This window comes from Streptomyces sp. S3(2020) (genome assembly GCF_013044505.1).
Lineage (GTDB): Bacteria > Actinomycetota > Actinomycetes > Streptomycetales > Streptomycetaceae > Streptomyces.
Map to the genome: position 1 here is coordinate 1 of NZ_JABERD010000103.1, position 22,866 is coordinate 22,866.

At 71.5% G+C, this 22,866-nt stretch carries 18 protein-coding genes and 1 pseudogene; 6 read left to right on the forward strand and 13 right to left on the reverse strand.

What is annotated here, in order from left to right; genetic code table 11:
- The first annotated feature begins 48 nt into the window (after window positions 1-48).
- The 3 genes and pseudogenes from HLK59_RS28420 to HLK59_RS28430 all read left to right on the forward strand — a co-directional run.
- Window positions 49-384, forward strand: coding sequence for a YnfA family protein (locus tag HLK59_RS28420; RefSeq protein ID WP_171144387.1), 336 nt, complete (start codon window positions 49-51; stop codon window positions 382-384).
- 4 nt (window positions 385-388) lie between these two features.
- The gene (locus tag HLK59_RS28425) at window positions 389-664 is read left to right on the forward strand and encodes a hypothetical protein (RefSeq protein WP_171144388.1); all 276 of its coding nucleotides are present in this window, start codon (window positions 389-391) and stop codon (window positions 662-664) included.
- A pseudogene (locus tag HLK59_RS28430) lies at window positions 628-780 on the forward strand (CorA family divalent cation transporter); the annotation flags it as partial. The gene HLK59_RS28425 and the pseudogene HLK59_RS28430, both read left to right, overlap by 37 nt.
- Before the next feature lie 23 nt (window positions 781-803).
- On the opposite strand, the gene HLK59_RS28435 reads toward HLK59_RS28430, so the two are convergent.
- The 3 genes from HLK59_RS28435 to HLK59_RS28445 all read right to left on the reverse strand — a co-directional run bounded on the left by HLK59_RS28435 (window position 804) and on the right by HLK59_RS28445 (window position 3,978).
- Window positions 804-2,120, reverse strand: a complete 1,317-nt coding sequence (locus HLK59_RS28435; RefSeq protein WP_171144389.1) for an aminotransferase class I/II-fold pyridoxal phosphate-dependent enzyme — start codon at window positions 2,118-2,120, stop codon at window positions 804-806.
- Between the two features lie 179 nt (window positions 2,121-2,299).
- Entirely contained in the window at window positions 2,300-3,625 is a 1,326-nt protein-coding gene (gene lysA / locus HLK59_RS28440; protein WP_171144390.1) for a diaminopimelate decarboxylase, read from the reverse strand.
- A gap of 14 nt (window positions 3,626-3,639) precedes the next feature.
- Complete coding sequence (locus tag HLK59_RS28445) at window positions 3,640-3,978, reverse strand: SAV_915 family protein (protein ID WP_171144391.1); 339 nt, start codon at window positions 3,976-3,978, stop codon at window positions 3,640-3,642.
- Window positions 3,979-4,244: 266 nt separating this feature from the next.
- Between HLK59_RS28445 and HLK59_RS28450 the strand changes: the two genes are divergently transcribed.
- Window positions 4,245-4,814 (forward strand): universal stress protein, encoded by a 570-nt coding sequence (locus HLK59_RS28450; protein ID WP_171144407.1) that lies wholly within the window; start codon window positions 4,245-4,247, stop codon window positions 4,812-4,814.
- 129 nt (window positions 4,815-4,943) lie between these two features.
- On the opposite strand, the gene HLK59_RS28455 is transcribed toward HLK59_RS28450, so the two are convergent.
- From HLK59_RS28455 to HLK59_RS28485, 7 genes are all read right to left on the reverse strand, one after another.
- Window positions 4,944-7,487: a sensor histidine kinase KdpD gene (locus HLK59_RS28455; RefSeq protein WP_171144392.1), complete on the reverse strand. Its 2,544-nt coding sequence runs from the start codon at window positions 7,485-7,487 to the stop codon at window positions 4,944-4,946.
- A gap of 2 nt (window positions 7,488-7,489) precedes the next feature.
- Window positions 7,490-8,173, reverse strand: coding sequence for a response regulator (locus tag HLK59_RS28460; RefSeq protein ID WP_171144393.1), 684 nt, complete (start codon window positions 8,171-8,173; stop codon window positions 7,490-7,492).
- A 112-nt stretch (window positions 8,174-8,285) separates the two neighbouring features.
- A complete protein-coding gene (locus HLK59_RS28465) occupies window positions 8,286-8,954 on the reverse strand; it encodes a potassium-transporting ATPase subunit C (protein ID WP_171144394.1) in 669 nt (222 codons plus the stop codon).
- Window positions 8,955-8,960: 6 nt separating this feature from the next.
- Window positions 8,961-11,114, reverse strand: coding sequence for a potassium-transporting ATPase subunit KdpB (gene kdpB, locus HLK59_RS28470; protein ID WP_171144395.1), 2,154 nt, complete (start codon window positions 11,112-11,114; stop codon window positions 8,961-8,963).
- Complete coding sequence (gene kdpA, locus HLK59_RS28475; protein ID WP_171144396.1) at window positions 11,111-12,775, reverse strand: potassium-transporting ATPase subunit KdpA; 1,665 nt, start codon at window positions 12,773-12,775, stop codon at window positions 11,111-11,113. Before kdpA ends, kdpB begins: the two co-directional genes overlap by 4 nt.
- Before the next feature lie 8 nt (window positions 12,776-12,783).
- Window positions 12,784-12,873 (reverse strand): K(+)-transporting ATPase subunit F, encoded by a 90-nt coding sequence (kdpF, locus tag HLK59_RS28480; protein ID WP_016434100.1) that lies wholly within the window; start codon window positions 12,871-12,873, stop codon window positions 12,784-12,786.
- Window positions 12,874-13,156: 283 nt separating this feature from the next.
- The gene (locus tag HLK59_RS28485) at window positions 13,157-14,998 is read right to left on the reverse strand and encodes an APC family permease (RefSeq protein WP_171144397.1); all 1,842 of its coding nucleotides are present in this window, start codon (window positions 14,996-14,998) and stop codon (window positions 13,157-13,159) included.
- A 275-nt stretch (window positions 14,999-15,273) separates the two neighbouring features.
- Between HLK59_RS28485 and HLK59_RS28490 the strand changes: the two genes are divergently transcribed.
- Window positions 15,274-15,831, forward strand: coding sequence for a hypothetical protein (locus HLK59_RS28490; protein WP_240982690.1), 558 nt, complete (start codon window positions 15,274-15,276; stop codon window positions 15,829-15,831).
- A gap of 142 nt (window positions 15,832-15,973) precedes the next feature.
- Here HLK59_RS28490 and HLK59_RS28495 read toward each other — a convergent pair whose 3' ends face one another.
- Together HLK59_RS28495 and HLK59_RS28500 are read right to left on the reverse strand one after the other, a co-directional pair.
- Entirely contained in the window at window positions 15,974-16,777 is an 804-nt protein-coding gene (locus HLK59_RS28495; RefSeq protein WP_171144398.1) for a DUF4118 domain-containing protein, read from the reverse strand.
- Window positions 16,774-19,278, reverse strand: a complete 2,505-nt coding sequence (locus HLK59_RS28500) for an ATP-binding protein (protein WP_171144399.1) — start codon at window positions 19,276-19,278, stop codon at window positions 16,774-16,776. Before HLK59_RS28500 ends, HLK59_RS28495 begins: the two co-directional genes overlap by 4 nt.
- Window positions 19,279-19,518: 240 nt before the next feature.
- On the opposite strand from HLK59_RS28500, the gene HLK59_RS28505 reads away from it, so the two are divergent.
- On the forward strand, window positions 19,519-21,084 hold the full coding sequence (locus HLK59_RS28505; RefSeq protein WP_171144409.1) for a Na+/H+ antiporter: 1,566 nt from the start codon (window positions 19,519-19,521) through the stop codon (window positions 21,082-21,084).
- A 115-nt stretch (window positions 21,085-21,199) separates the two neighbouring features.
- Here the strand turns inward: HLK59_RS28505 and HLK59_RS28510 are convergent, their stop codons facing one another.
- Window positions 21,200-22,600, reverse strand: coding sequence for a hypothetical protein (locus tag HLK59_RS28510; RefSeq protein WP_171144400.1), 1,401 nt, complete (start codon window positions 22,598-22,600; stop codon window positions 21,200-21,202).
- Window positions 22,601-22,866: the final 266 nt, after the last annotated feature.

A 22,866-nucleotide genomic window follows, 5' to 3' on the forward strand; every position in this document is an offset into this window, starting at 1 on the left:
CCCCCGCCTCGCACGGCAAAGCCTCCAGACCAGAAAGACTGCCCCTTCATGCTCGTCGCCCGTTCCATCGCCCTGTTCGTCGTCGCCGCCCTGTTCGAGATCGGGGGCGCCTGGCTGGTCTGGCAGGGCATCCGCGAGCACCGCGGCTGGGCCTGGATCGGGGCGGGTGTGATCGCTCTCGGCCTGTACGGCGTGGTCGCCACCTTCCAGACCGACGACAACTTCGGCCGCATCCTGGCCGCGTACGGCGGGATCTTCGTGGCCGGATCGATCGCCTGGGGCATGGTCATGGACGGCTACCGGCCCGACCGTTTCGACGTCATCGGCGCCCTGGTGTGCCTCGCGGGCATGGCCGTCATCATGTACGCCCCGCGCGGCCACTGACCCCGTGGCCCCGCCCCTCCCGTCACGTGTCGTCGGGCTGTCCCTGTGGAAGCCCTGCTCTGATCCACGTGCGCACGACGGCCCGGCTCAGACGGCCGTCGGCGGCGATGACGTCCTCGGGGACACCGACGAGCCAGGCATCGAGGGTGGCCCTGTGCAGGTCGGCGGTGCGGATGGCGAGGCCCAGGCGGTAGACGCCCGCGCACGCGTCACCGCACTGACCGAGCTCGTCGACAACGCCCTGTACCTGTCATCGCCGTCTTCGGTGTCTACGGCATGAACTTCGACCACATGCCCGAACTGCGCCGGCGCTTTGGCTACCCGATGGTCCTCACGGTGATCGCGACCGCCTGCTTCGTCATCCATCGCGGATTCAGACGCAACGGGTGGCTCTGACAGGCGGCGCGCGAACACGGGCATCAGGGCGCGGTGAGGCGGGCTTCGCGGATGCAGGCGTCGAGGATGTCGATCGCGGTGGCGATGTCCTCGTCGGTGTGGTCCGCCATGGCCTGCATACGGAAGCGGGAGGCGTCCGAGGCGACGGCGGGCTGTTCGACGAGGTGGGCGACGAGGCCGGCGCGGGCGATGAGGCCGGAGGCGGCGCGGCCTGCCGAGGTGTCGCCGATGAGGACCGGAACGACCGGGCAGACCACGTCGCCCATGACCTCCAGGCCGCGGGCGGTGAGGCCCTCGCGCAGACGGGTGGCCACGGAGGCGACCGCCGCCCTGCGCTCGGCGCCCTCCGGTGAGGTGACGACGCCGAGAGCCGCCAGGGCCACCGCCGTCTGCACGGGGGTGATGGCACTGGAGAAGGTCTGTGGGCCGCCGAACATCCGCACGTACTCCCGCGCGGAGGCCGACGGTGTGGCCAGGAAGCCGCCGGTCGTCGCGAAGGTCTTCGAGAACGCGCCGACGACGAAGTCGACCTCGCCGAGGATGCCGTGCACCTCCGGCTGGCCGCCGCCGTGCTCGCCCATGGCGCCGAGGTCGTGGGCCACGTCGACCATGAGCTGGGCGCCGAACTCCCGGCAGATGCCGATGAGTTCGTCCAGTCGCGGGGTGTCGGAGTCCATGGAGAAGACGCCCTCGGTGACGACGAGGACGGCGTTCTTGGTATCGGTGGCGCGGATGCCGGTGAGGTGGCGGCGGACGGCGTCGTTGTCGAGGTGGCGGAAGAACTCCACCGTGGCTCCGCTGGCGGCGGCGCCCTGGCGCAGGGAGTCATGGGAGAGCTTGTCGAGGAGGATGTGGTCGCGGCGGTGCATCAGCGCCCGTATGGTGCCGAAGCCGGAGGCCCAGCCGGTCGGGAAGAGCATGACGTGCTCGGTGCGCAGAGCCTCGGCGAGACCGGCCTCCAGGGCCTTGCTCAGCGGGGTGGCGCCGCCCAGGGCGGGCGAGCCTGCGGTGAGCGGGCCGTAGTCGCGCAACGCCTGGTGGGCGGCGTCCAGGACGGCGGGGTGCCTGGTCAGGGAGAGGTAGTCCTGGCCGCCGAAGTTGGGACCCTGGGTGACCACTCCGGTGTCGGACACGACGGTGGCGCGGGGGGTGAGGGCCGAGGTCTCGTAGCGGCGGAAGTACGGCCACAGGTCGGCCTGTTCGCGGTCGCGCTGCCAAGCGAGGTAGGCGTCGTTGCGGGTGGTCAGGTCCGGCCCGGACACCGTGCGGAACCGCATGATGTCCTTCTCCCGGGCGTCGGTGCGGCGGGTGTCGAGAGGCCCGGGAACAGTGGTGGTCATCGGTCGTCGTCTCCTCGGAGGCAGGCCTGGTGGGGCCCGCTGTGGGGGGGGTGCCCCGGTCAGGGGCTGTACGACGACGCTACGACTGGTTTGACGCTCAACTTCCTTCTATAGATGGATTTTTGATCCCTCGTAAGCCATCTCTAGCGCCTTCCTGACGCCCACCGTCCGTCGGGCTGTCACATCCCCACGTCACGGCTGCGGATGTCCTCCAGGGATTCACGGCGGACCAGGAGGCGGGCGAGTCCGTCGCGTACGGCGGTCACCGGCGGGCGCCCGACCAGGTTGTAGCCGGAGGCCATGGACAGGTGATAGGCGCCGGCCACGGGTACGGCGAGCAGGTCGCCGGGGCGCACGTCCGCGGGGAGTTCGGCGTCGGCGGCCAGGATGTCGCCGGCCTCGCAGTGGCGGCCGACGACGGTCGCCGGGGCCGGGGCCGCGGCGCTGTGGCGGCCGACCATGCGCGGGGCGTACCGGACGCCGTACAGGGCGGGGCGAGGGTTGTCGCTCATACCGCCGTCCACGGCGACGAAGGTCTTCTCACCCGTGTGCTTCACGGCGAGGACGCGGTAGAGGGCGATGCCCGCCGGGCCCACGATCGCCCGGCCCGGTTCGATGATCAGGCGGGGGACGGGGAGCCCGGCCGTCGTGCAGGCGTCGGCGAGTTCCGTGCGGACCCTGCGGGCCAGAGCGGTGAGGTCGAGGGCCGGTTCGCCGGGTCGGTAGGCGATGCCGTGGCCGCCGCCGAGGTCGAGTTCGGGCAGGACCAGGCCGTGCCGCTCGTGCAGGCGGGCCATGAGGCCGACCAGGCGGCGCACGGCGGCGAGGTACGGCTTGACATCGGTGATCTGGGAGCCCAGGTGACAGTGCAGGCCGGTGAGTTCGAGTTGCGGCTGGTCGAGGATCCGGGCGATCGCGTGGGCCGCGTAGCCGTCGGCGATGGAGAGGCCGAACTTCTGGTCGTCGGTGCCGGTACGGATCTTGTCGTGGCCGCCGGCACTGATGCCGGGGACGACCCGGACCATCACCTTCTGGTGACCGCCCGGGCCCACGGCCGCGGCCAGGCGCGCGATCTCCGAGGGGCTGTCGATGACGATCCGGCCGACGCCCAGCCGCAGGGCCGTGTCCAGGTCGCGGGGTGTCTTGGCGTTGCCGTGCAGCGTGATCCGCTCCGGCGGAAAGCCGGTGGTGACGGCGAGTTCCAGTTCGCCGGCCGAGCAGACGTCCAGACCGAGCCCCTCCTCCTCGACCCAGTGGGTCATGGCCCGGCACAGGAACGCCTTGGCCGCGTACAGGACTTCGGCGTCCGGGAAGGCGTCCCGGTAAGTGCGGCAGCGGTCGCGGACCTCGGTCTCGTCGAGGACGTAGACGGGGGTGCCGAAGCGGTCGGCGATCTCGGCGAGCGGTACACCACCTACGGCGAGGCCGCCGGGTACGGGTTCGGTGGCCGAGGCCGGCCACACCGACAACTCGGCGGCAGCGGTGGGTTCGTGAACCGTGGTCATGGTCCTCTTCCTCCTCAGACGGTTCGCAGCGCGGGCGGCTCGGACGGCACCTGGGCGACCGGCACCGGAGCAGGCGCGGTGAACCGCGGGTCCACCGTGAGGGTCGTGACGCCGAGCGGGGCGGTCAGCGCGCGCAGGGCCGGCTCGGCGAGGCGGATCCACGGCTGGTCGGGGCCGAGGATGCCGGTCAGCCTGCGCTCGGAGGTGAAGCCGACGGCCGTACGGTCGCCCAGCGGGGTGCGGAAGAGCCGGGCCGCACAGCCGGAGAGGCCCGGCCGGACCGGGACGTACAGGAGTCCGGCCGGGGACGGATCGCAGGGCTCGGGGTCGTCGTCGTAGCGGAGTTCCGCCATGAGTGCCTCCTGGAAGGCGCTGGTCGGATGATCTGGAGTGCCCCGGACGCGGGGAGGCGGACCGGGGCTCGGGGTCGACGTTATGCCCGGGCCGCCCGGGGATCGGTGGCGTCCTGACGGGACGCTGACGATCGGCCGGACGACTTTGACGGGGCGCTGACGCACCGGGGCGGGGGCCTGGAACAGGTCGTCAGAGGTGTGTCAGGGAATGGAGCGGGGGCTGGGCGAAAGCCTCGGCGGGGAGGTGTGATGGGGCTGTGGAAGCGATGTCCGAGTCCGGTCCGTCCTCAGCCGCCGCTCGTGTGGTCGTGGGGGTGAGCGGCTCTCCCGGTAGCCTCGTCGCGCTGCGCCGCGCGGCCGTCGAGGCCCGGCGCCGGAGTGCCGTGCTCTGGCCGGTGCTGGCCTGGGAGCCGCCCGGTGGGGAGCTCTCCGCCCGTCGGTCCACGGCGGCGGCCGTCCTGGCCGAGGACTGGGAGCGGATGGCGCGGGAGCGGCTGCGCCGCGCCCTGCGGGACGTGTTCGGCGAGGACGGCGCCGAACTCCCCCTGCGCGCCGTGATCGCCCGCGGTACGCCGGGCCGGGCGCTGGTCGCGACTGCCGACCAGGAGGGCGACCTCCTCGTGCTCGGTGCCGGACGGCGCGGCCTGGCGCACCGCGTGCTGTGGCCGTCGGTCGGCCGGTACTGCCTCAGCCACGCCGGCTGTCCCGTCCTCGTACTGCCCCCGTCTCCCCTGGAGCCCGCACTGGCCGCCGCGCACCGGCGCAACGCGTGGCGGCTGCGGCTGGACACGGGGCGGATGGAGCGGGAGTTCGCGCGGGTGCCGCCCGACGCCTGACGACATGCGACGCGACGCACCGCCGTTCAGCACGAGAGTGTGCACCTGATGCGCCGGCGACCGCGCGCGTGCCGCCCGACGCCCGGGACGGGACAGGCTGCGGCGCCCACGGCCAGGACACCGCCGCTCTCAGGACGTGGCCGTCGCCGACACATCCGGCTGCTCGGGGCGGCGCTGTGGTGCCGTGCTCACGGACAGGACCATGGTGAGGCCGCCGCCCGGGGTGTCCTCGGCGTGGATCGTGCCGGCCATCGCCTCGGTGAAGCCTCGGGCGACCGCGAGGCCGAGGCCGACTCCGGCACCGCGCGGGGAGTCGCCGTAGCGCTGGAAGGGTTCGAAGATGCGGTCCTTGGCTTCGTCGGGGACGCCCGGACCGCGGTCGACCACGCGCACCTCGACGCGGTCGGCCAGGGCACTCGCGGACACCAGGACCGTCTCGCCCGGCGGGCTGTACTTGACGGCGTTCTCGACGATGTTGGCGACGGCCCGTTCCAGCAGCCCCCGGTCGACGGCGACCATGGGCAGGGTCTCGGGGATGTCGAGGTCGACGCTGTCCTCGGGGACCCCGCCCAGCGCCATCGGGATGACCTCGTCGAGGTCGGTCTCGCGGATGATCGGGGTGACGGTGCCGGTCTGGAGGCGGGACATGTCGAGGAGGTTGCCGACGAGGTTGTCGAGGCGGTCGGCGCCCTCCTCGATGGACTCCAGCAGTTCCGCCTGATCCTCCTGCGACCATTCGACGTCGTCCGAACGCAGGGACGTGACCGCGGCCTTGATCCCGGCGAGCGGGGTGCGCAGGTCGTGGCTGACGGCGGCCAGCAGGGCGGTGCGGATGCGGTTGCCCTCGGCCAGGGCCCGCGACCGGTCGGCCTCCTCCTGGAGGCGTCGGCGGTCCAGGACCACGACGGCCTGTGCGGCGAAGGCCGCGAGGACGCGGCGGTCCTCGGCCGGCAGCACCCGGCCCGTCAGCGCGAGCGCCATGTGGTCGCCGACCGGTACGTCGACGTCCGCGTCGTCGGGAACCGCGCAGGGACGCGTGCCCACGCTCCCGGCACAGGTCCAGGGCAGCACCTCGCTCGCACGCTCCAGCAGCGCCACGGACTCCATGCCGAAGGTCTCGCGGACCCGTTCGAGCAGTTCCTCCAGGCTGGTCTCGCCGCGCAGCACGTTCCCGGCCAGGAAAGAGAGGATCTCCGACTCGGCGCGCAGACGGGCGGCCTGGTGGGTGCGGCGGGCGGCGAGATCGACGACCGAGGCGACGGACACGGCGACCCCGACGAAGATCACGATGGCGACGATGTTCTTCGGATCGGCGATCGTGAAGGTGTGGACGGGCGGGGTGAAGTACCAGTTCAGCAGCAGGGAACCGGCCGCCGCCGAGGCCAGCGCGGGGAAGAGTCCGCCGAGGAGGGCGGCCGCCACCGTCAGCGTCAGGAACAGCAGCATGTCGTTGGCGAGCCCGACGTCCGGGGCCACACCGCGCAGCAGCCAGGTCAGCAACACCGGGCCGCCGAGGCCGACCAGCCAGCCCCAGATCACGCGGGAACGGCCCAGCCGTGCGCCCCGGTTGACCGGGAGTCCGCGCCCCTTGCCGGCCTCGTCGTGGGTGATCAGGTGCACGTCGAGGTCGGGTCCTGAGTCCCGGGCGACCGTGGCGCCGACGCCGGGCCCGAAGACGTACTGCCAGCCTTTCCGGCGGGAGACGCCGAGCACGATCTGGGTGGCGTTGACCCCGCGCGAGAAGTCGAGCAGCGCGACCGGGATGTCCTCGCCGACGACGTGGTGGAAGGTGCCGCCGAGGTCCTCGACGAGGGTGCGCTGGACGGCGAGTTCCTTCGGGGAGGCGGAGGTGAGGCCGTCACTGCGGGAGATGTAGACGGCCAGCACCTCGCCGCCGGCGCCCTTCTCCGCGAGCCGGGCGGCCCGACGTATCAGCGTCCGTCCTTCCGGACCGCCGGTCAGACCGACGACGATCCGTTCGCGGGAACCCCAGATGGTGGAGACCTGGTGTTCGCTGCGGTACTCGGTCAGATAGGCGTCCACCCGGTCGGCCACCCACAGCAGCGCCAGCTCCCGCAGCGCGGTGAGGTTTCCGGGGCGGAAGTAGTTGGAGAGGGCCGCGTCGACCTTGTCCGGCTTGTAGATGTTGCCGTGCGCCATACGGCGGCGCAGCGCGGGCGGGGACATGTCGACGAGCTCGATCTGGTCGGCGCGGCGTACGACCTCGTCGGGGACCGTCTCCCGCTGTCGTACCCCGGTGATCGACTCGACCACGTCGCCCAGGGACTCCAGGTGCTGGATGTTGACCGTGGAGATGACGTCGATTCCGGCGGCCAGGAGTTCCTCCACGTCCTGCCAGCGCTTGGTGTTGCGGGAGCCGGGGATGTTGGTGTGGGCCAGTTCGTCGACCAGGGCGACCTGGGGCCGGCGGGCCAGGACGGCGTCCACGTCCATCTCGGTGAAGACGCTGTCCCGGTACGCCAGCTCCTTGCGCGGAATCTCCTCCAGGCCGTGCAGCATCACCTCGGTGCGCGGCCGACGGTGGTGTTCCACGAAGGCGACCACACAGTCGGTGCCCCGCTCGATACGGCGGTGGGCCTCGGACAGCATCGCGTAGGTCTTGCCGACACCGGGTGCCGCGCCGAGATAGATCCGGAGCTTGCCGCGAGCCATGGTCATCCTTCGTAGCGGTAGCCCATGCCGGGCTCGGTGATGAGATAGCGGGGATGGGCGGGGTCCGCTTCCAGTTTGCGGCGCAACTGCGCCATGTAGACCCGCAGGTAGTTGGTCTTGTTGCCCTGGGTGACGCCCCACACCTCCTGGAGGAGGTGCTTCTGTGTGATCAGCCGTCCCGGGTTGGTGATCAGTATCTCCAGCAGGTGCCACTCGGTGGGTGTGAGGCGTACGTCACGGCTGTCCTTGCGCACCTTCCTGGCCAGCAGGTCGATGCTGAAGTCCGCCGTCTCGACCAGCGTGGTCCCGGTGGCGAGCGGCGCCTCCTCGGTGCGTCGCACGGCGGCCCGCAGCCGGGCGAGGAGTTCGTCCATGCTGAACGGCTTGGTGATGTAGTCGTCGGCGCCCGCGTCGAGCGCGGCGACCTTCTCCTCGGACGCCTGCCGGGCGGACAGCACCAGGATCGGAACCCGGGTCCAGCCGCGCAGACCCTTGATGACCTCGACGCCGTCCATGTCGGGCAGGCCCAGGTCGAGCATCACGACATCGGGTTGCCGGGCGGCCGCGAGCCGCAGCGCGGTGGCGCCGTCGGGGGCCGCGTCGACCCCGTACCGGCGTGCCTGGAGATTGATGATGAGGGCCCGTACGAGCTGCGGGTCGTCCTCCACCACCAGCACCCGTGTCATCGGCGTGCGCCTTCCTGTCGTACGTCGTGGGGACGTACCTGTTTCATGACTGCGGGAGTCGGCACACCCGGTCGTCCGGGCCGCCGACTCCCTTGTGGGTCGTGTAACGCCATCAGCTCTTGGCCACGAGTGCCTTGAGCGCGATGTTGAGTTCGAGGACGTTCACCCGGGGCTCGCCCATGAAGCCGAGCGTGCGGCCCTCGGTGTGGTCCTCGACCAGCTTCTGCACCTGGGCGACGGTCAGGCCGTTCTTCTCGGCGATCCGGTGGACCTGGATGTCCGCGTACTCCGGGGAGATGTTCGGGTCGAGGCCGGAGCCGGAGGACGTCACCGCGTCGGCGGGGACCTCGGACGCCTTGACCTTGTAGTCGGCGGTCGAGTTGTCCTTGATGACGGTGGCCTTGGCGGCCTTGACCCAGGCGATCAGGTCGGCGTTGTCACCGGAGCGGTTGGTGGCGCCGGACAGGATCAGCGAGTACTGCGTGTTGACGCTGTTGGTGCCGAGGCCGTTCTGCGGGCGCCCCTGGAACCACTTGAGGTCGGGCGAGGCGGTCTCCTCGCCCTTCTTCAGCGGCAGGTTGTAGGACTGCCCGATCAGGGAGGAGCCGACGACCTTGCCGTCCGCCTTGATCTCCGAGCCGTTGGCCTTGTCGTTGAACAGGGCCTGGGCGATGCCGGTGACGACCAGCGGGTAGATGACGCCGGTGACCAGGGTCAGGACGAGCAGGGCCCGCAGGCCCGCCCCCAGCAGCCGGGCGGTGTTCGTAACCGAGTTGTTCATTGCCGATCAACCGATCCCGGGAATGAGGGAGATGAGCATGTCGATGATCTTGATGCCGATGAACGGCACGACCAGTCCGCCGAGTCCGTAGATCCCGAGGTTGCGGCGGAGCAGCTTGTCCGCGCTGACCGGGCGGTACTGCACACCGCGCAGGGCGAGCGGCACCAGCGCGATGATGATCAGCGCGTTGAAGATGACGGCCGACAGGATCGCGGAGTCCGGCGAGGACAGGCCCATGATGTTGAGCGTCTTCAGGCCCGGGTAGACGGCCGCGAACAGCGCCGGGATGATCGCGAAGTACTTCGCGACATCGTTGGCGATGGAGAACGTGGTCAACGCGCCCCGGGTGATGAGGAGTTGCTTGCCGATCTCGACGATCTCGATGAGCTTGGTCGGGTTGGAGTCGAGGTCGACCATGTTGCCGGCCTCCTTGGCGGCCGACGTCCCGGTGTTCATCGCGACACCGACGTCCGCCTGGGCCAGCGCGGGCGCGTCGTTGGTGCCGTCGCCGGTCATCGCGACCAGCTTGCCGCCGGCCTGCTCCCGCTTGATGAGCGCCATCTTGTCCTCGGGAGTCGCCTCCGCGAGGAAGTCGTCGACGCCCGCCTCCTCGGCGATCGCCTTGGCGGTCAGCGGGTTGTCGCCCGTGATCATGACGGTCTTGATACCCATGCGGCGCAGTTCCTCGAACCGCTCCCGCATGCCCTCCTTGACGACGTCCTTGAGGTGGATGACACCCAACACCCGGGCGCCTCGGGCGTCTTCGACGGCCACGAGCAGCGGGGTGCCGCCGGCCTCGGAGATGCGGCTGGAGAGGGTGTCGGCGTCCTCGGCCACCGTGCCGCCCTGTTCCTTGACCCAGGTGATGACCGAACCGGCCGCACCCTTGCGGATCCTGCGTCCGTCGACGTCGACACCGGACATCCGGGTCTGAGCGGTGAACTCGATCCACTCGGCCCCGACGAGCTCGCCCTGGTGGCGCTCGCGCAGCCCGTACTTCTCCTTCGCCAGGACGACGACGGAGCGGCCCTCGGGCGTCTCGTCGGCCAGCGACGACAGCTGGGCGGCGTCGGCGACCTCGGCCTCGATGGTGCCGCTGACCGGCACGAACTCGGACGCCTGGCGGTTGCCGAGGGTGATGGTGCCGGTCTTGTCGAGGAGGAGGGTCGAGACGTCACCCGCGGCCTCGACCGCCCTTCCGGACATGGCCAGGACGTTGCGCTGCACCAGCCGGTCCATGCCCGCGATGCCGATCGCGGAGAGCAGGGCGCCGATCGTGGTCGGGATCAGGCAGACCAGCAGCGCCACCAGGACGACCATGGTCAGGTGCGTGCCCGCGTAGTCGGCGAACGGCGGCAGGGTGGCCACCGCGAGCAGGAAGACGATCGTCAGAGACGCGAGAAGGATGTTCAGCGCGATCTCGTTCGGGGTCTTCTGGCGCGCGGCGCCCTCGACGAGGTTGATCATCCGGTCGATGAAGGTCTCGCCGGGCTTCGTCGTGATCTTGATGACGATCCGGTCGGACAGCACCTTGGTACCGCCGGTGACGGCCGAGCGGTCGCCGCCCGACTCCCGGATGACCGGGGCGGACTCGCCGGTGATGGCCGACTCGTCGACGGATGCGACACCCTCGACGACGTCACCGTCGCCGGGGATGATGTCGCCCGCCTCGCAGACCACCAGGTCGCCGATGCGCAGCTCGGTGCCGGGGACCTGCTCCTCGGCCTTGCCGTCCGCGGCGAGCCGCCGGGCGACGGTGTCGGTCTTGGCCTTGCGCAGGGTGTCGGCCTGCGCCTTGCCGCGGCCCTCGGCGACGGCCTCCGCGAGGTTGGCGAAGATGACCGTGAGCCACAGCCAGGCGCTGATCGCCCAGCCGAACCAGTCACCCGGGTCCTTGAAGGAGAAGACCGTCGTCAGCACCGAGCCGACGAGGACCACGAACATCACGGGCGACTTGACCATCACCCGCGGGTCGAGCTTGCGGCACGCGTCCGGCAGCGACTTCAGCAACTGCTTCGGGTCGAAGAGACCCGCGCCGACGCGTCCCTCGGCGGCCTTGTGCCCGGTGGGTACGTCGCTGTGCGGCGCCCGGGTCGGGGTGGCTGTGGACATCGAGTCCTCTTGATCTTCTGAATGGGGCTTCTCTATGCGGGTCGTCATGACGCCAGCCCCTCGGCCAGCGGCCCCAGCGCCAGGGCCGGGAAGTAGGTCAGACCGGTGATGATCAGGATCGCGCCCACCAACAGGCCCACGAACAGCGGCTTGTTGGTACGCAGGGTGCCCGCGGTCTCCGGGACGGGCCGCTGCTCGGCGAGCGAACCGGCGAGCGCCAGCACGAACACCATCGGCAGGAAGCGGCCGAACAGCATGCACAGGCCGAGCGTGCTGTTGAACCACTGCGTGTCCGCGTTCAGCCCGGCGAAGGCCGAGCCGTTGTTGTTCGAGGCGGACGTGTAGGCGTACAGGATCTCGGAGAACCCGTGTGCCCCGCTGTTGGTCATCGAGTTGCCCGGCGTGGGCAGCGCCATCGCGGCGGCGGTGAAGATGAGCACCAGCGCCGGGGTGATGAGGATGTAGCAGGCCGCCAGCTTGATCTCGCGGGTGCCGATCTTCTTGCCCAGGTACTCGGGCGTGCGGCCGACCATCAGACCGGCGATGAACACCGCGATGACCGCCATGATCAGCATGCCGTAGAGGCCGGAGCCGGTACCGCCGGGCGCGATCTCGCCCAGCATCATGCCGAGCATGGTGATCCCGCCGCCGAGCCCGGTGAAGGAGGAGTGGAAGGAGTCCACCGCGCCGGTCGAGGTGAGCGTCGTCGAGGTCGCGAAGATCGACGAGGCGCCGACGCCGAACCGGACCTCCTTGCCCTCGTACGCCCCGCCTGCGATGTCGAACGCCGGGCCGTGGTGCGCGAACTCGGTCCACATCATCAGCGCGACGAAACCGACCCAGATGGTGGCCATCGTCGCGAGAATCGCGTAGCCCTGCTTGACCGAGCCGACCATGAGGCCGAAGGTGCGGGTCAGGGCGAACGGGATCACCAGCAGCAGGAAGATCTCGAAGAGGTTCGTGAACGGCGTCGGGTTCTCGAACGGATGGGCGGAGTTGGCGTTGAAGTAGCCGCCGCCGTTGGTGCCCAGTTCCTTGATGGCCTCCTGCGAGGCGACCGCGCCGCCGTTCCACTGCTGCGAGCCGCCCATGAACTGGCCGACCTCGTGGATGCCGGAGAAGTTCTGGATGGCACCGCACGCGACCAGGACGATCGCCGCGATCACCGAGAACGGCACCAGGACGCGCACGACACCACGGACCAGGTCGGACCAGAAGTTGCCGAGTTCACCGGTCCTGGAGCGCGCGAACCCTCGTACCAGAGCCACCGCGACGGCGATTCCGACGGCCGCGGAGACGAAGTTCTGCACGGCCAGACCGGCGGTCTGCACGACGTGGCCCATGGCCTGCTCGCCGTAGTACGACTGCCAGTTGGTGTTGGTCACGAAAGAGGCGGCGGTGTTGAACGCCTGGTCCGGGTCGATCGCGGAGAAGCCGAGCGAACCGGGCAGGACACCCTGGAGCCGCTGGAGCAGATAGAGGAACAGGACACTCACGGCCGAGAAGGCGAGCACACCGCGCAGGTACGCGGCCCAGCGCATCTCGGTGCTCGGGTTGGCACCGATGCCCTTGTAGATCCACTTCTCGACGCGCCAGTGCTTGTCGGAGGAGTAGACCTTGGCCATGTAGTTGCCGAGGGGGACGTAGGCGAGGGCCAGTGCTCCTATGAGGGCGAGCAGCTGGAGGACGCCGGCGAGTACGGGACCCATGTCAGCTCTCAGAACCTCTCCGGGAAGATCAGGGCGAGGACGAGATAGCCCAGCAGGGCGACGGCCACGACGAGGCCGACGATGTTCTCGGCGGTCACAGCTTCGTCACCCCCTTGGCGACGAGGGCCACCAGCGCGAAGCACGCGATCGTGGTGACGACGAAGGCCAGATCGGCCATCGTGAACTCCCGGAATGAGGTTCGGATCGGACTCGGACGGTTAGAGGAAACAGCCTTTCTGGCCGGATCCGGCTCTCGTTGACGGGTCCCTTACGGCGACGCGTACGGCTTTGACGCGACTCTTACGCCACCTGTGGTGACCGGTGGCCGAGCACCGCCGTCCGGCGCGGGGAAGTCGCCGGGAATTCGTCAGAACAGCCGGGTCAGAAGAGGCGGAAGCGCAGCCGGCAGATCACCGCGTCCGTCTCCCTCCGCACGGCATGGGCGACGACGGCACCTCGCTGGTTCTGCAGCAGCCGCTGCCACAGCCGCTCCGGCTCCGTCTCCGGGATCAGCACGGTGACCCGGGTGTCGGGTTCGGCCGCGGTGACCTCACGGACGTAGGCGGCGATGGGGCGGCCCAGGGAGCGGCGCTCGCAGGCGAGCCGGACCAGCGGCACCCCCGGGTCCCATTCGGCCCAGGCGCGCTCCAGGGCGTGCAGGGCGGCCCGGTCCTCGGGGTCGGGGTAACAGACGGTGACCGCGCGGACCTCGTCACCGAGGGAGGCCGCGGCCGTCAGTGCCTCGGAGGTCAGGCGGGACAGCGACGACACCGGCACGATGACGACCGAGCGGTCGCGGTGCGGGTGCTCGGGTATGCGGCCCAGCCCCAGCCGCTCACCGATCCGTACGTAGGCGCGGTGCACGGTCTCGAAGGCCGCGACCAGCAGGGGCAGGGCGATAACGATCAGCCAGGCGCCCTCCTCGAACTTGCTGGCGGTGACGACGACGGCCGCGACGCCGGTGAGGACGCCGCCGAAGCCGTTGAGCAGCGCCTTCCCGCGCCAGCCCGGACCCTTTTCGAGCCGCCAGTGCCGGACCATGCCGACCTGGGCGATCGTGAAGCCGACGAAGACGCCGATGGCGAAGAGCGGCACGAGGGTGTTGGTGTCACCGCCGGAGAAGACGAGCAGCGCGGCGGAGACCAGAGCGAGGGCGAGGACGCCATGGCGGTGGACCTGCCGGTCGGCCTTGAGGGCGAAGACATGCGGCAGGTAGTTGTCGCGGGCCAGCAGCTTGAGGAGCACCGGGAGGCCGCCGAAGGACGTGTTCGCCGAGAGGGCGAGCAGGATCATCGTCGCGAACTGGATGACGTAGAACGCCCAGTTGTGGCCGAGCGAGGCGTCCGCGAGCTGGGCGAGGACGGTGACGCCCTCCACCGGCTGGAGGTGGAAGCGGGAGATCAGCACCGACAGGCCGATCAGCATCACGCCGAGCACCGCGCCGAGGGCGACCTCCGCGCGTTGGGCGCGTTTGACGCGCGGGAGGCGGAAGGACGGCACGGCGTTGGCGATGGCCTCGACGCCGGTGAGCGCGGAACACCCGGAGGCGAAAGCTTTCAGCAGGAGCAGGGCACCCACGGTGGTCGCGTTGTCGGCGAGGACCGAGGCATGCCCGTCGGCGGTCGCCGTGCTGACCGGCCCGGACCGGAAGAGGCCGACGACGATCAGCACGAAGACGGACCCGACGAACACGACGGTCGGCACGATGAACGCCTTCGCCGACTCCACGATCCCGCGCAGGTTGACCGCCGTGATCAGCACGAGCACGACCAGGCACAGCCACAGCCGGTCGTCGTAGAGGGACGGGAAGGCGGAGGTCAGCGCCGCCACTCCCGCCGTGACGGCGACGGCGACGTTCAGCACGTAGTCCAGGACGAGCGAGGCGGCGGCCACCAGGCTCGTGCGGGCACCCAGGTGCGTCCTGGCGACGGCGTAGGAACCGCCGCCGTCCGGGAAGGCCGCGATGACCTGCCGGTACGAGGCGACCAGCACCGCCAGCAGTCCGGCGATGGCCAGCGTGACGGGGAGCGTGAAGCCGAGACCGTGGGCGCCCGCGGCGGCCAGCACGAGCACGATCGCCTCGGGGCCGTAGGCCACCGACGCCATCGCGTCCAGGGACAGTGCGGCAAGGCCGGTGACGGCGGTGAGGCGATGGCGCTCACCGGTATCCGGCGGTTCCTCGTCTGCGGGGGTCGCCCCGGGCTCGGCGGTGAGGACGGGCATGGGCGGGTGCTCCTTCGTGCGGCAGCGCGGTTCAGCTGTGTGAGCCGCACCCGGGCTGCGGGCGCGGTGCACCAAGGTTCTGTCCGTGGCCCGCCGCGGCCGACCCTCCCTTGCGCGTTCTTCGCGCCGAACCGGCGGACCTTGACGGCGCCTTGACGGGCGTGTGATCCGGGCGACCCCCTCGCCGCCGGAACGCCGTCAAGAACAGCCGCGTATCCGTCAGAGTCGTGTCAAGGTGCGTCGCCCGCGCTCAGCCGGTCCTTACCGTCTGCTCTATGGGACGCCGCAACGACGCGGAACACGACGTGTTCCCCGCAGACGCGCAGAAACAGGGCCCGGTGGTGCACGACCACCGCTGGGCGGGAGATCTGTACAGCTCGATCCGCTGCTCGACAGCCCTGCTCGGCCTGCTGTTCGCGATCGAATGGGGTACCGGCAACCTCACCATCTGGCGCGGGGTGCTGTGGGCCGCCCTGGCGGTGCTCCTCTTCCTGGTGCTGTGCCCGCCGCGGGTCACCGCCGGTGAGGGCTGGCTGGCCTCCCGGTGGCTGCTGCGCACCCGCCGGGTCCGCACCGACCTGCTGGTCTCGGTGCGCTGCCTGGAAGGCGTCTCCCAACGGCTCGTCCTGCGCGACGCGTTCGGCCACCGGGTCGAGATCGATCCGCAGGTCCTGGTGAACAATCCCGGCCTCTGGCACCGCGTCGACGAGGACGCCCGCAGGTCCGCCGCCCTCGGCTCCCTGATGTGCGGAGCGACGGCGCTGCGCCGCGTCGCGGAACGCATCGACCGCGAGACCGCCAAGACCGTGTTCAAGGTCTCCGGGATGGAGTGACCCTCCTGTTCAGCCTCAAGGGTCCACCGGATCTGGCTGAACGCCCGCCCTGAGGACCTGCTCCTGCCGCGGCCACCGACCCCACCGCCCGCGCGATCCCAGGAGGCGGCAGCTCCGCCGTCGAGATCGCGTAAGGGGCTTCTCACTCCTCACGAAGGGGCCCCGCCGTGTCCAGCGCCGCCCCCGTCTGGTCGGCCAGCGTCACCGCGACGAGCCGCGCCTGAAGCGGTGGCACCGGGCCGGGGCCGGGGGTGAGCATGAAGCGGCCGAGGTAGTGCCCGTTGCCGTAGGCGCGCAGCTCGATCTCGCCCTCGGGCCAGCCGTCCAGGTCGACGTCCCGGAACCGCCGGCCCACGGTCACGCCACCGTCCGCCCGCAGCCGCGGCGGCTGCCCGAGCAGCGTCCCGTACTCGAAACGGCAGGCGCGCAGGCCGAGGAGGCCGGTCAGTTCACCGCGGACATGGTCGACGACGGTGTCCGCGGACCTGGCGGACTGCACGAGGTCGGCGGTGGCGTGGATGCGGGCGAGATAGCCCGCGTCCGTCACCGTGACGACCTCCAGTCGGCGGGCACGGGCGGCGAGTCGGGACACGATCAGACCGACGACCAGCAGGAGCACCGCCGTCTCGATGTCACCGGAAGCCGTGATGTCGAAGGTCTGGTACGGGCGGGTGAGGAAGAAGTCGAACCAGGCCGCCGCCGACAGCGCCGCGAGCACACCGGCCGTACGGCTGCCGAGCGCGGCGACCGCGACCACCGCCACGACGAGGATCAGCGCCGCGTTGGTGTGGGACAGCTCGGTGCGGAACGGCACCAGGGCGAGCGCCACCAGGAAGGGGGCCAGGAAGCCGGCCGCCAGCGCGACCCGGTCCGGCAGCGGCCGGCCCTCCGGCTTCGTGCCGGTTGTCGTGCGGTGCGGCGTCCACCTGCCGCTCTCGGTGCTCATCCGGCACCTCCTACGCTCTGTGCACCTCGTGGGTGCACGATCTCCGGCTGGGGGGCGAGGGGCAGTGACACGACCATCGTCAGGCCGCCGCCCGGGGTGTCCTCGGGGGTGAGGGTGCCGTTCATCGCCTCGGTCAGGCCGCGTGCCAGGGCGAGGCCCAGGCCGAGGCCGGTGGTGTTGTCGGTGTCGCCGAGCCGTTGGAAGGGCTCGAAGAGGCGTTCCCGGCCGGTCGGCGGCAGTCCGGGGCCGCGGTCCACGACCCGCAGTTCGACCCGGCCGGCCAGGGCGCTGGCGGTCACCAGCACTTTGGCACCGGACGGGGTGTGGCGGGCCGCGTTGGCGGCCAGGTTGGCGATCACCCGCTCCAGCAGGGGCGGGTCGGCGAGCACCGGCGGGATCTCCTCGACGTCGCGCACATCGACCTCGGGGACGTCCATGAGCGCGGCCGGGAGGACCTCCTCCAGCGCGGTGGCCCGCAGATCGAGGGTGAGGACGCCCGCCTCCAGGCGGCTCAGGTCCAGCAGGTTCTCCACCAGCCGGCTCAGTCTGGCCATGGACTCGTCGGCGGTGGCGAGGAGTTCGTCGCGGTCCTCGGCGGAGAACTGGACGTCCCGGCTGCGCAGCGAGGTCACGGCGGCCCAGCCGGCGGCGAGCGGGGTGCGCAGGTCGTGGCCGACCGCCCGCAGCAGCGCCGTACGCATCCGGTCGGCGGCCTTCACTGGCTCCACCTCGGCCGCTGCCTCGGCCAGCCGGGCCCGTTCGACGGCGGACCCGACGTGCGCGGCGAAGGCGGCGAGCACCCGTCGCTCGGAGGAGGAGAGCGTGCGTCCGCGCAGCACCAGGTGGGCGCCCGGGCCGGCGGGCACAGCGGTGGCTCCGTCGCCGTCGGGCGGTTCGTCGACGAGCTCCGCCGAGTCCATGCCGAAGGTCTCGCGGGTGCGTTCCAGCAGGGCCGGGATGGTCGCGCCGCCGCGCACGATGCTGCCCGCCAGCGACGACATGGTCTCCGCCTCGGCGGTGGCGCGGGCCGAGCGGCGGGACAGGCGCAGGGAGCGGTCGACGACGGCGGCCACGGTCGCGGCCACCACCGCGAACACCCCGAGCGCGATCAGGGCGTTGGGATCGTCGAGGCTGAAGGCGCCGATGGGTGGGATGAACCAGTAGTTGAGCAGCAGGGACGCCGTCACCGACGCGATCAGCGCGGAGGCGACCCCGCCGATGCAGGCCACGCCCACCACCGCGAGCAGGAACAGGAGCGCCTCGCTGGTGAGATCGAGCGGGCCGCGCAACCGGTCCAGGACAAGCGTGAGCAGCACCGGCAGCACCAGCCCGGCCACGGGGCCCGCGACCAGCCGCCCGGTCGACAGGGTCCGGCGGCGGGACGGCAGCAGGGTGCCGCGTCCGGCGCGCTCGTGGGTGACCCGGTGGACGTCGATGTCGCCGGACAGCTCGGTGACGGTCTCCCCGGTGCCCGGACCGGTCAGGAACCGTTCCAGACGGCCCCGGCGGCTGGTGCCCAGCACCAGCTGGGTGGCGTTCTCGGCGCGGGCGAAGTCGACCAGGCCGGTGGCGATGTCGTCGCCCACCACGGAGTGGTAGCTGCCGCCGAGGTCCTCCACCAGCCGCCGCTGCCGGGTCAGTGAGGCGTGCGAGACTCCGGCGGCCAGGCCGTCGCTGCGGGCCACGTGCACGGCGAGGAGGTCGCCCCCGACCGACCGGGCGGCGATCCGGGCGGCCCGCCGGATCAGCGTGTCTCCCTCGGGCCCGCCGGTCAGCGCGACGACGACCCGCTCCCGGGTCTCCCACACCCCGCCGATGGAGTGCTCGGCGCGGTAGCTGGTGAGCGCCTCGTCGACCCGGTCGGCCGTCCACAGCAGGGCCAGCTGCCGCAGCGCGGTCAGATTCCCGGGCCGGAAGTAGTTGGCGAGGGCCGCGTCGACCTTCTCGGGGGCGTAGATGTTGCCGTGCGCCATCCGCCGCCGCAGGCCCTCGGGCGGCATGTCGACGAGTTCGATCTGCGTGGCCCGCCGTACGACGTCGTCGGGCACCGTCTCGTGCTGCGGTACCCCCGTGATCTTCTCGACGACGTCGTTGAGGGAGGCCAGGTGCTGGATGTTCAGCGCGGTGATCACGTCGATGCCCGCGGCGAGCAGTTCCTCGACGTCCTGCCAGCGCTTGGCGTTGCGGCCGCCGCCGGGGACGTTGCTGTGGGCGAACTCGTCGACGATCGCGACCTGCGGGCGGCGGGCCAGCACCGCGTCGAGGTCCATCTCTTCGAACCGTCCGCCGCGGTACTCGCAGCGCGCCCGGGGGACGACCTCCATGCCGTCCAGCATGGCCTCGGTGCGCGGCCGGCCGTGGCACTCGGCGAAGCCGACCACGGCGTCCGCGCCCCGGGCGGCCCGGCGCCGCCCCTCGTCGAGCATCCGGTAGGTCTTGCCCACCCCCGGGGCCGCCCCGAGGTAGACCTTCAGTCGTCCGGGCCGTACGTCACCACTCATCGCCGCCGACGCGCTCCGCTCACTGGCTCAACTCCCTGAGGAGGCGGATTACTTCTCCTACCGAAGCGCGTCCGGCGGGCACCCGGGGCACTTCTTAGCGCTTCCTTGGCGCCTGTCCCGGGGACCTTGACACTGACTTGACGTGCCCTGGCCGGTTAGGGTGAAGGCGGTGTGCCGGGAAGTCTGGTCGGCCGGGGAGCCACGGTGGCTCTCTTCGAGGCCCCCTGGGGGACGGTCGGCATGCGCGGCGTAGGGACGGTTCTGGCACTCGTGGTACTCGCCACTCTGGTGGCGACCTTCGCCCGCCGCCGGCGCATCCCGGCGCCTTCCCTGCTGGTCGTGGCGGGTCTGACCGTGGCACTGCTGCCGGGCACCCCGCAGATCGAGATCAGCCCGGAGATCATCGGCCTGGTCGTGCTGCCACCGTTGTTGTACGCGAGCGCGGAGGAACTGTCGTGGCGTGAGCTGAGGGCCGTCTGGAAGCCGGTCGGTGTCCTGTCCATCGGCCTGGTGCTGGCCTCGGCGGCGGCCGTCGGCTGGGTGGCGTCCGGGATCACGCCGCTGTCGTGGCAGATGGCGTTCGTGCTGGGCGCGGTGCTGGCCAGCACCGACCCGGTGGCGGTGACCGCGCTCGGCAGACGGCTCTCCCTGCCGCCGAAGGTGCAGGTCCTCGTCCAGGCGGAGAGCCTGTTCAACGACGCGACCTCGCTGGTGCTGTTCCGGGTCGCGGTGAGTGTGGCGGTGGCGTCGGCGGCGGCCGGCTGGGGTGCGGCGGGCGCCGAGTTCGCCGTGCTGGCGGGCGGCGGCACGGTGATCGGTGCCGCGGTCGCCGGGGTGGTCGCGTTGATCCGCAGGCGCACCGAGGACCCCGTCCTGGAGACAGTGATAGCCCTGGTCACCCCATACGCGGCCTACGTCCTCGCGGAGGCCGCCCACACCTCCGGCGTCACCTCCGTCGTGGTGGCCGGGGTCGTCCTGGGCGGACGTGGCGACCGGCTCACCAACGCCCGCATCCGCCTTCAACTGCACGCCGTGTACGGCACGGTGGTCTTCCTGCTGGAGAGCGTCGTGTTCTCCCTCATCGGCCTGGCCCTGCCCGCGCAGGTGCGCGCCCTGGACGACGGTGACCGGGCCTGGCCGCTCTACGCCCTCGCGGTGGCCGCCACGCTGATCGCCGTACGGCTGCTGTGGCTGGCGCCGCTGTCGGCGCTCGTGCAGCGCAAGGGCGGCATCCAGCGGATGAACTGGCGGGTACCTCTGGTGCTGACCTGGGCCGGCACCCGGGGAGTCGTGCCGCTGGCGGCTGCCCTGTCGATCCCGGAGACCACGAAGGCGGGCGCCGCCCTGGCGGACCGTCCACTGGTCCTCGTCCTCACCACCTCCGTCGTGGTCGTCACCCTCGTCGTCCAGGGCTTCACCCTCGCCCCCGTCGTACGCCGCTCCGGCATCGCCCTGGAGCCCGACCACACCGAGCGCGAGGAAGCCGCCGCCCGCTGCCGGCTGGCCGATGCGGGCATCCGGCGCCTGGACGAACTCGCCGAGTTGGAGGCGGTACCGGACGTCGTCCTCGACCGCCTGCGCCGCGGCCTCACCGCCCGCCTCGACGACGCCCGCGACCGGCTGAACGAGGACACCGGCGGGTCCGGGTCGGCCGACCTCGTCTACCGCCAGCTGCGCCGCGACCTGATCTCCGTCGAGGCGACGGAACTGCAACGCCTCTACGACGACCACACGATCAGCGACACGACCCGCAGAAGGCTCCAGCGGTCCCTGGACCTGGAGGAGGCACGGCTGGCCGGCGCCTGAGCGCCGCGCCGGCTTCTGTCGCGACGGGTTGTTCTTCGGCCGCGGGGCCGTCGTAGTCGGCCGCGCCCCGCGGCGGAGCCTCACGCCGAACAGCACCGCTCCCCTTCAGGCGCCTTCAGCGGAACTCGGCGAGCCTCGGTCGCAGGCCGAGCGCGGTGAGGGCCGCCGCCGCGAGCAGCAGTCCCATCGCCCACGGCAGCGGCCCGCTCACCGCCGACCGGCCCGCCCGCACGGACGCGGTGAAGTGGGTCCGGTTGATGTCGGTGACCTGGTCCAGTGCGGTCATCCAGGCCCCGAAGTGCGCGTTGGAGGTGCCGGGTTCCCAGCCCATGCAGAACTCGGTGGCCTCCCGTTGCTTCCCGGCCGCGACCAGTGCCCGGATCCGGCGGTCGTCGCGCTGGTAGACGGCGTACGCCTCGACCGTCCGTTCCGCCGCGTCCCGCTCCCCCGCGAAGGTGATGTTGTCGAGCTCTCGGCGGAACTCGCCGGTGAAGCGCAGGTCGCCGTGGTCCGACCGGTACGCCTGCCAGGTGCCGGCGAGCCGGGAGTCGTACGACGACAGGGTCGCGCCCTCGATGCCGTACAGCTCCTGGGACTTGGCGAGGAACGACCGCGCGTACCGCTCACGCCGCTCCGGGTCGAGGAGGTAGCGGCTCTCGTCGGCGTTGGCGTCGTAGGCGATCGCGCGGGCGCGGGAGAGGGCGACGACGGAGTCGAAGGCGTCGCGGCGGGCGCCGCGCAGGTGCTCGGCGGAGGCGGACAGCATCGTCGTACCGAGGACGACGGCGGTCAGGACGCAGACGGTGGCGGCCAGGACGCCGGGGTTGAGGACGCGGCGGAAGCGGCGGGCCAGGTACCACTGGAGGGCGCCGAGCACGGCGAGCAGCAGCAGGCCCAGCGTGACGACGGCGACGAGCTGGGCGGAGAGGGTGGAGCGGGCGGCGGTGTACCGCGTCTCGAAGGCGGCGTTGTTCGACGACACCAACTTCGCCGCCGCCGGCAGGAGCCGGGTCCGCAGCAGGTCCGTCGCCCTCCGGTAGTCGGCCACGGCCGCCGTCCTGCCGCCCTCGCGGCCGTCGTTCTCCAGGGCGCGGCCGATGAGTTCCTGGTACTCGGCGAAATCGTCCGTGAGATTCTCGACCGTCTTCTCGTCGCCACGGTCACCCTGGGCGGCGACGGCGAGCGTGCGCAGTTCGTGCCCGATGTCGCGGCGGGCGTCGCCGTAGAGGCTGACTGCCTTGTCGTACGGCGTCCGCAGCCGCGCCCCTTTCGCCAGCAGCATGTTGGCGGCCTGCGCGTCCATGTCGTCGAGGGCGAGGCTGAGGTCGGCGGCGCTGGTGGTGCGGGGTGCGTCCTGGTCGGCCACGGCGTCCCAGGTGCCGTTCGCGGCCAGTCCGGCCAGCAGGAGCAGCACCGTGAGGGCGGCGGTGAGCAGGACCGTGGCCGCGCGCAGGAGGCGCAGCCGCGCGGGCACGGTGGCCCGCAGGCGGCGGCGCAGAGCGGCCCGCGCGGCCACGGCCCGCTGTCTCGGGCGCGGTCGTCCCGGACCCGGATCGCCCGTCCGCGATCCCCCGCCGCTCCCGGGTCCGGGGCCGCCGTCCGGCGGGGGCACCGCTGTCGGCCGTGAGTCAGGCTTCCGCGGTGTCTGCGCCGTGCCGGCCGTGATCGTCACGGTTCCTCCAACATCACGCCACGGACGGTCGCCCGCCCCCCGTTGTCGGCCAGTCTGCGGCCGGATCCGGTCGTCGGCGGCCTGCGTTGACGCTCCTCTGACGCTTTCTC